Origin of the sequence: Kitasatospora sp. NPDC057936, from assembly GCF_042887525.1 — a bacterium.
In the GTDB taxonomy this organism is placed as follows: domain Bacteria; phylum Actinomycetota; class Actinomycetes; order Streptomycetales; family Streptomycetaceae; genus Kitasatospora.
This window is the reverse complement of the sequence record NZ_JBHVPD010000117.1, coordinates 23,328-29,327: the sequence shown is the minus strand read 5'-3', so window position 1 is coordinate 29,327 and position 6,000 is coordinate 23,328. Positions and strand designations below refer to the sequence as shown.

Genomic DNA, 6,000 nt, shown 5'->3' with positions numbered 1-6,000 from the left:
CCCCACCCCATCCCCCAGACCCCTGACCCACCACCCCGGGGGATGGAAGGAGAGCGAGGAAGGCGGGCCGTCAGATCGGCGGGGCCCGCGGGGTCCGCGGGCCCCGGCCGGTCCGGGACCCGGCCGAGTCGGCCGGCTCGGCCGTGCCGTGCGCGCCCGCCTTGTGCGCTCCGTGCGCGCTCTGCGGGTGCACGGCCACGCCGAGGGTGGCCGGGGAGTCGCCCGTGACGGCGATGTCCCCCGACCGATCGGTGCGCAGCACCGTCGCGCCGAGCCCGCGCAACCGGTCCACCGTCCGCGGGGACGGGTGCCCGTAAGAATTGCCCTCACCGCACGAGATCAACGCCAGCCTCGGTCGCAAGGCGTCGAGCAGGTCCCAGTACTGATGGGCGGACCCGTGGTGCGCCACCTTCAGGACGTCCACGCGCCCCAACCGCCCCGACAACGCGGCCTGCGCCGGTGGCTCCAGATCACCCAGCAACGCCATCCGCACCCCGCCGCCCACCGTCACCACCATCGCGACGCTCGCGTTGTTGGCACCCGACGCCTCGACGTCCGTACCCGCACTCGGCCAGACCACGTCCCACGCCAACTCCGCTCCCGCCGAGCGACGTTCACCCCGCCTGGCACGAATCAGCGGCACGCCCGCGCCGGCCGCCCACCCCGCCACCCGGGCCGCCTCGCCCGGGGGATCGTCCAGCGTGGTGCTCTCGATCGCGCCGACTCTGCGCCCCCGCAGTACTCCGGGCACGCCCTCGACGTGGTCAGCGTGAAAGTGCGTCACCAAAAGCAACGGCACGCCCGTAACGCCCAAGTCCCGCAGGCACCGATCGGCCGCGTTCGGATCCGGCCCCGCATCGACCACCACCGCACTGCCCGGCGCATCCGTCCGCAGCACCAGCATGTCTCCCTGCCCGATGTCGCACATCACCATCCGCCACCCGGGCGGCGGCCAGCCCGTGGCGATCCGGCTCAGCACCGGTGGGCGCAGCAGCACCGTGATCAGGACCACCAGCAGCACACCGGCCACCAGCGCCCGCACCCATCGCCGCCGGGGAGGACGCGCACCGGGCTCCGCCCGCCGGGGCAGCAGCAAGGGCGCCGCCCAACAGGCCGCCAGCGTGGCCAGCCCGACCGTCATGACCCCGAACCACCCACCGGGCCAGGCCAGTTGTCCACCGGGCAGCTCGGCGCCCCGCCGCGCCACCAGGGCCAGCCAGCTCGCCGGCACCCCGGCCGGCTCCGCGAGCAGCCGGGCCAGTGCCGGGGAGAGCGGCTGCAGCACGAGCACCCCGAAGCCGAGCAGCGTCGCCGGGGCCACCGCCAGCTCGGCCAGCAGGTTGCACGGGATCGCGACCAGGCTGACGTGTCCGGACAGCACCACCGTCACCGGCGTGCACAGCGCCTGGGCCCCCGCCGTCGCCGCGAGGGCGCCCGCCAGGTGGTGCGGCCAGCGCCGGGACCTCAGCGCCTCGGCCCAGTGCGGCCCGAGGACGAGCAGCCCCGCGGTGGCGAGCACGGAGAGCAGGAAGCCGTACGACCGCGCCAGATAGGGATCCAGCAGCACCAGGACCAGCACCGCCCCGGCGAGCGCGGGCACGGCCTGCCGGGGACGGCCGGTGGCAAGCGCGAGCATGCCGATCAGGCCCGTCCCCGCCGCCCGCAGCACGCTGGGCTCCGGTCGGCAGATCGTGACGAACGCCAGTGTGAGCGCCGTCCCGAGCAGGGCGCTGGTGCGCAGCGAGAGGCCCAGCAGCGCCGCGAGCCCGCGCCGTTCGGGCGTGCCCGCCTGGCCCGGGGCGCCCAGCAGGACGCCGAGGACGATCGCCAGGTTGGCCCCGCTCACGGCCACCAGGTGCACCAGGTCGGTGGCGCGGAAGGCGTCCAGGAGGTCGTCGGAGAGCCGCGAGGTGTCCCCGACGACGAGCCCGGGCAGGAGCCCCCGCGCGTCCGGCGGGAGCCCGTCGCTCGCCGTCCGCAGTCCCTCGCGCAGTCGCCCGGCGATCCGCTGCGGCAGACTCGGCGGCGCGAGCAGCCGGGGCTCGCCCCGGGCCACCAGCAGTGCCGCGGCCTCCGTGTCGTACCCCTCCCCCGCCGGCCTGACCTCGGCCTCCACCGCGAGCCGGGCGGACGGGAGCAGCCCTTGCCACGGGCCGGCGTCCTGGCCCCGCACCATCACCGTGACCGGTGTCCGGGTCTGGACGGCCCGCTCCCCGGAGACGGTAACGCGGTCCACCACGGCGTCCAGCGTGAGCACGGACTGCCCGCCGGTCGTACCGCCCCGGAACGCATGGGACTTGGGATCGCCCACGACGGTCAGTTCGACCTCCACGCCCCGGACCGGCTCGCCCGGCTGACGCGGCGGACGGTGCTCGGCCGCCCGGGCGAGTCCCGGCAGCGGCCCGCGATGCAGGTCGGCGGTGTGCAGGAGCGTCGCGGAGGCCGACGCCGCACCGGTGAGCAGGATCGCGGCCAGCGTCGTCGCCGCGCCTCCCCGGCGCAGTGCTCCCGGCCGGGCGAGCATCACGGCACCCGCGGCGGCGGCCGCGCCGGCGAGCCAATAGAACACGGCGTCGTGCCCCGGCGCCCGCCCAAGGAGCGCCGCTGCGACCACCCAAGCGGCGACCGCCGGGAGCAGCAGCCGGAAGTCGGTGCGGGCGGTGTGAACGGACGAGGTCTGGTCGGTGGCGGACACGGCGGTACCTCCCTTCGGCGGGACGGGCTGGTGGACGGGACGTCAGAGGGTGAGCAGCGGGCGGAGTTCCGCGTACGTCCGCGCGCCGATCCCGCTGACCTGCCGAAGCTGGTCGAGCGTGCGGAACGAGCCGTGCGACGTGCGGAACGCGAGGATGCGCTGGGCGAGGGTCGGGCCGACACCGGGGAGGGTGTCGAGCTGTTCGAGGGTGGCCCGGTTGAGGCTGACGGACTGCCTGGACGGGACGACCGAGGGCGGCCCCGGGCCGGGTCCGGCGGCGACGCCGGGGTCCGTGCCGGGCGGGGGTGCCGGTTCGCCGACACGGATCTGTTCGCCGTCCGTCAGCACCCGGGCCAGGTTGAGGCTCCGGGTGTCCGTCTCCGGCAGCGGACCTCCCGCCGCCCGAAGGGCGTCGGCCACGCGCGAGCCGCCTGGCAGCGTGTGCAGTCCTGGCGTGTGGACCCGGCCTCCGACGTCCACGACGACGACGGGCTCGACGGCGGGCGGCGGCGCCGGCCCGGGCGGACCACCCTCCGCACTCGACTCGGCCGCCCCGGACGGGAGCGGCTGCATCGACGTCACCGGCGCCGCCGTGCCCGCCGTCAGCGCCGGCACCGCGACCGCCTGCGGCCGGGCCAGCCAGAAGTGCTGCACGGCGTACCCGACCGCGAACAGGAGCAGGACGGCCAGCCCCACCACCGCCCGCCGGTCCAGGACCATCGCCGGCCCGAACCGGAACGGCACCCGGTGGCCGCCCACCGGCGGCTCCACCGGATCGGGCTCACCCCGAGGCTCACCCGAGGGCGCGCTCACCGAGCCCACCGCGCCGACACGCGAAACGGACTCCGCGGGCGGCGCCCCCGCAGCCGCAGCCTCTCCGACCCCCGCACCAGCAGCCGCACCAGCAGCCGCACGCGCAGGGGCTCCTGCCACAGTCGTCAGCGGCAACGTGCCCGCCCCCGGCAACACGGCCGCCATCCGCAACCGGACGGTCTCGTTGATCTCGTGGCGCTTCGCCGCGCCCAGGCCCATGCTCGTCATGCGGAGCACGCTAGGAGTCCGCGATCGAACGCGCGGACATTACCGAAAGCCTGTGGATAACACGGGAGTTGTGGATAAATCAGCTAGCCCGGAAGAGTGATGGCGCACCCATCACATTGACACCGCCCCCTGCACTCCCCTGCACCTCACGCCCCTACACCACCGGCGGGACCACCACCGGCGACACCACCACCGCCAGCAGCCCCGGCCCGACGTGCGCCCCGATGACGGCCCCCACCTCGCCGACGTACAGCTCCCGCAGCCCCGGCACCCGCCCCCGCAGCCGCTCCGCGAGCGGCTCCGCCCGGTCCTCCGCCGCCAGGTGGTGCACGGTGATGTCGACCGGCCCCTCCCCGGAGCGCTCCACCGCGATCTCCTCCAGCCGCGCGATCGCCCGCGAGGCCGTCCGCACCTTCTCCAGCGGCTCGATCCGCCCGCCGTGCAGGTGCAGCAGCGGCTTGACGGCCAGCGCCGAGCCGAGCAGCGCCCGCGCCGCGCCGATCCGGCCGCCGCGCCGCAGGTGTTCCAGGGTGTCGACGTAGAAGAAGCCGCTGGTCCCGCCCGCCCGCCGGGTCGCGGCACCGGCCGCGCCGGCCAGGTCCTCCCCCGCCGCGATGGCCTCGGCCGCCGCCAGCACCCCGTACCCGAGGGCCATGCCCACGAGCCGGCTGTCGACCACCTCCACCGGGACCGGCGCCTCGGCCGCCGCCAGCCGGGCGGCCTCCACCGTGCCGGAGAGCTCGCCCGAGATGTGCACCGAGACGATGCCCCGGGCCCCGGCCTCGGCCGCCGCGCGGTAGGCCGCCGCGAAGGACTCGGGGTTCGGCCGGGAGGTCGTCACGCGCTGCTTGCCGCGCAGCGCCTCGGCGACGTCCTTCGGCGAGATCTCGACGCCCTCGGCGAGAACGGCGTCGCCGACCGCGACGCTCAGCGGGACCACCGTGATCCCGTGCCGGTCGAGGGCCTCCTGCGGCAGATAGGCCGTGGAATCCGTGACAAGGGCGAGGTCGGAGGGCATGAGGCGGAGGTTACTCCCCGTTCGGCCGGGATGACAGCGCCCGCCGTCCGGCACCCGTGCGGCACCGCGGCGGCACTCGAACAGCCCCGCGCGACGACTCGAACGGCAGCCCCGGCAGGCGCCCCCGAACGCCGACGGCGGTCGGCGCCGCCACCGGATCAGCCCGCCGAGGAACCGGCCGAGGGCCCCGCGGACGGCTTCCGCAGCCGCTGCGCGATCTTGGCCAGCGGGTCGCCGAGCCCGAGCAGGTCCTCGGCACTCGGCCGCCCCTTCCCGTCGGTGAGCCCGGCCCGGGGAGCCGACGCCCGCCCGGCCGCCCCCGCCGAACCGGCCGGAGCGGAAGCCGAAGCAGAAGCCGAGCCAGAACCAGCACCCGTACCAGAAGCAGCACCCGCACCAGCGCCGGCACCCGACGTGGACCCAGCAGCAGAACCCGCCCCCGCACTGTCCCAGTGCCGCAGCGCCCCCGCCTCGCTCTCGCACTCCTGGCCGAGCCGGCTCAGCTCGTCCTCCGCGAAACGGTGCATCCGGTCCTGCGCCGCCCACCGCATGGTCTCCGCGGAGTGGGTGATCCGCTTGGCGCGCTCCCGCAGCTCGGGCAGCTTGGCCGCGATCCGCCCGGTGTCCGGCTCACGCTCCAACACGCGCAGTTCGCCGTCGAGTTCGGCCGCGTGGGCGTCCAGCCGGGTCAGCAGGGCGAGCGCCTCGCCGAGCTGGCCGTCCTGGGCTAGGCCGGACTCCAGGACCTGCCGGGTGCCGTCGAGCGAGGTGCGCAGGCCCAGCCGGACGGCGGCGATCTGCCCCTGCGGGCCGGGCTTGGCGAAGGTCTTGGCCTTGAGCGTGGCGTTCTCGACCGCCCGCCGGGCGTTGGCCTCGTGGCGCTCGACCTTGGCGGCGACGGCCTTGGCCGCCTTGACGGTGCCGACGACGGCCAGCACGACCACCGCGATCCCGATGAGCAGGGCCAGTCCGAGCATCACGCCGAGCACGTCCATCACGAGCCACCTTCCGCCACCGGGCCGACCGCCGCCGGTCCGACCCCACCGATTCGACCCCTCGGGCCAACGCGGGCCGCCCCGCCGAGGGTTCCACGGTAGCCGCCGAACCGGCCCCGGGGGCAGGCCGAACGGGCCCGGACGCCCGAGATCAGGGACAGATCGGGGATCCCCCGGAAGGCCCGCACGCCACCCGGAAGGCCCGCGCCCCCACCCCAGGGGGGTCCCCACCCCGGAAAGCCCGCACGCCA

Annotated in this window: 4 protein-coding genes; all 4 read right to left on the bottom strand. The window is 76.0% G+C overall.

Annotated elements, in window-relative coordinates:
- Nucleotides 1–70 precede the first annotated feature (70 nt).
- The 4 genes from ACFVU9_RS39730 to ACFVU9_RS39715 all read right to left on the bottom strand — a co-directional run bounded on the left by ACFVU9_RS39730 (nt 71) and on the right by ACFVU9_RS39715 (nt 5,749).
- Nucleotides 71–2,695, bottom strand: a complete 2,625-nt coding sequence (locus tag ACFVU9_RS39730; RefSeq protein ID WP_387602042.1) for a ComEC/Rec2 family competence protein — start codon at nt 2,693–2,695, stop codon at nt 71–73.
- A gap of 42 nt (nt 2,696–2,737) precedes the next feature.
- Nucleotides 2,738–3,454 (bottom strand): helix-hairpin-helix domain-containing protein, encoded by a 717-nt coding sequence (locus ACFVU9_RS39725; RefSeq protein WP_380446148.1) that lies wholly within the window; start codon nt 3,452–3,454, stop codon nt 2,738–2,740.
- A 436-nt stretch (nt 3,455–3,890) separates the two neighbouring features.
- On the bottom strand, nt 3,891–4,754 hold the full coding sequence (locus tag ACFVU9_RS39720) for a DegV family protein (protein WP_380446147.1): 864 nt from the start codon (nt 4,752–4,754) through the stop codon (nt 3,891–3,893).
- A gap of 158 nt (nt 4,755–4,912) precedes the next feature.
- Nucleotides 4,913–5,749, bottom strand: a complete 837-nt coding sequence (locus ACFVU9_RS39715; protein ID WP_380500177.1) for a hypothetical protein — start codon at nt 5,747–5,749, stop codon at nt 4,913–4,915.
- Nucleotides 5,750–6,000 lie beyond the last annotated feature (251 nt).

Excerpts from the sequence above, each read along its gene's own strand:
- ACFVU9_RS39715 (WP_380500177.1), bottom strand. The coding sequence starts at position 5,749 with ATGGACGTGCTCGGCGTGATGCTCGGACTGGCCCTGCTCATCGGGATC.
- ACFVU9_RS39720 (WP_380446147.1), bottom strand. The coding sequence starts at position 4,754 with ATGCCCTCCGACCTCGCCCTTGTCACGGATTCCACGGCCTATCTGCCG.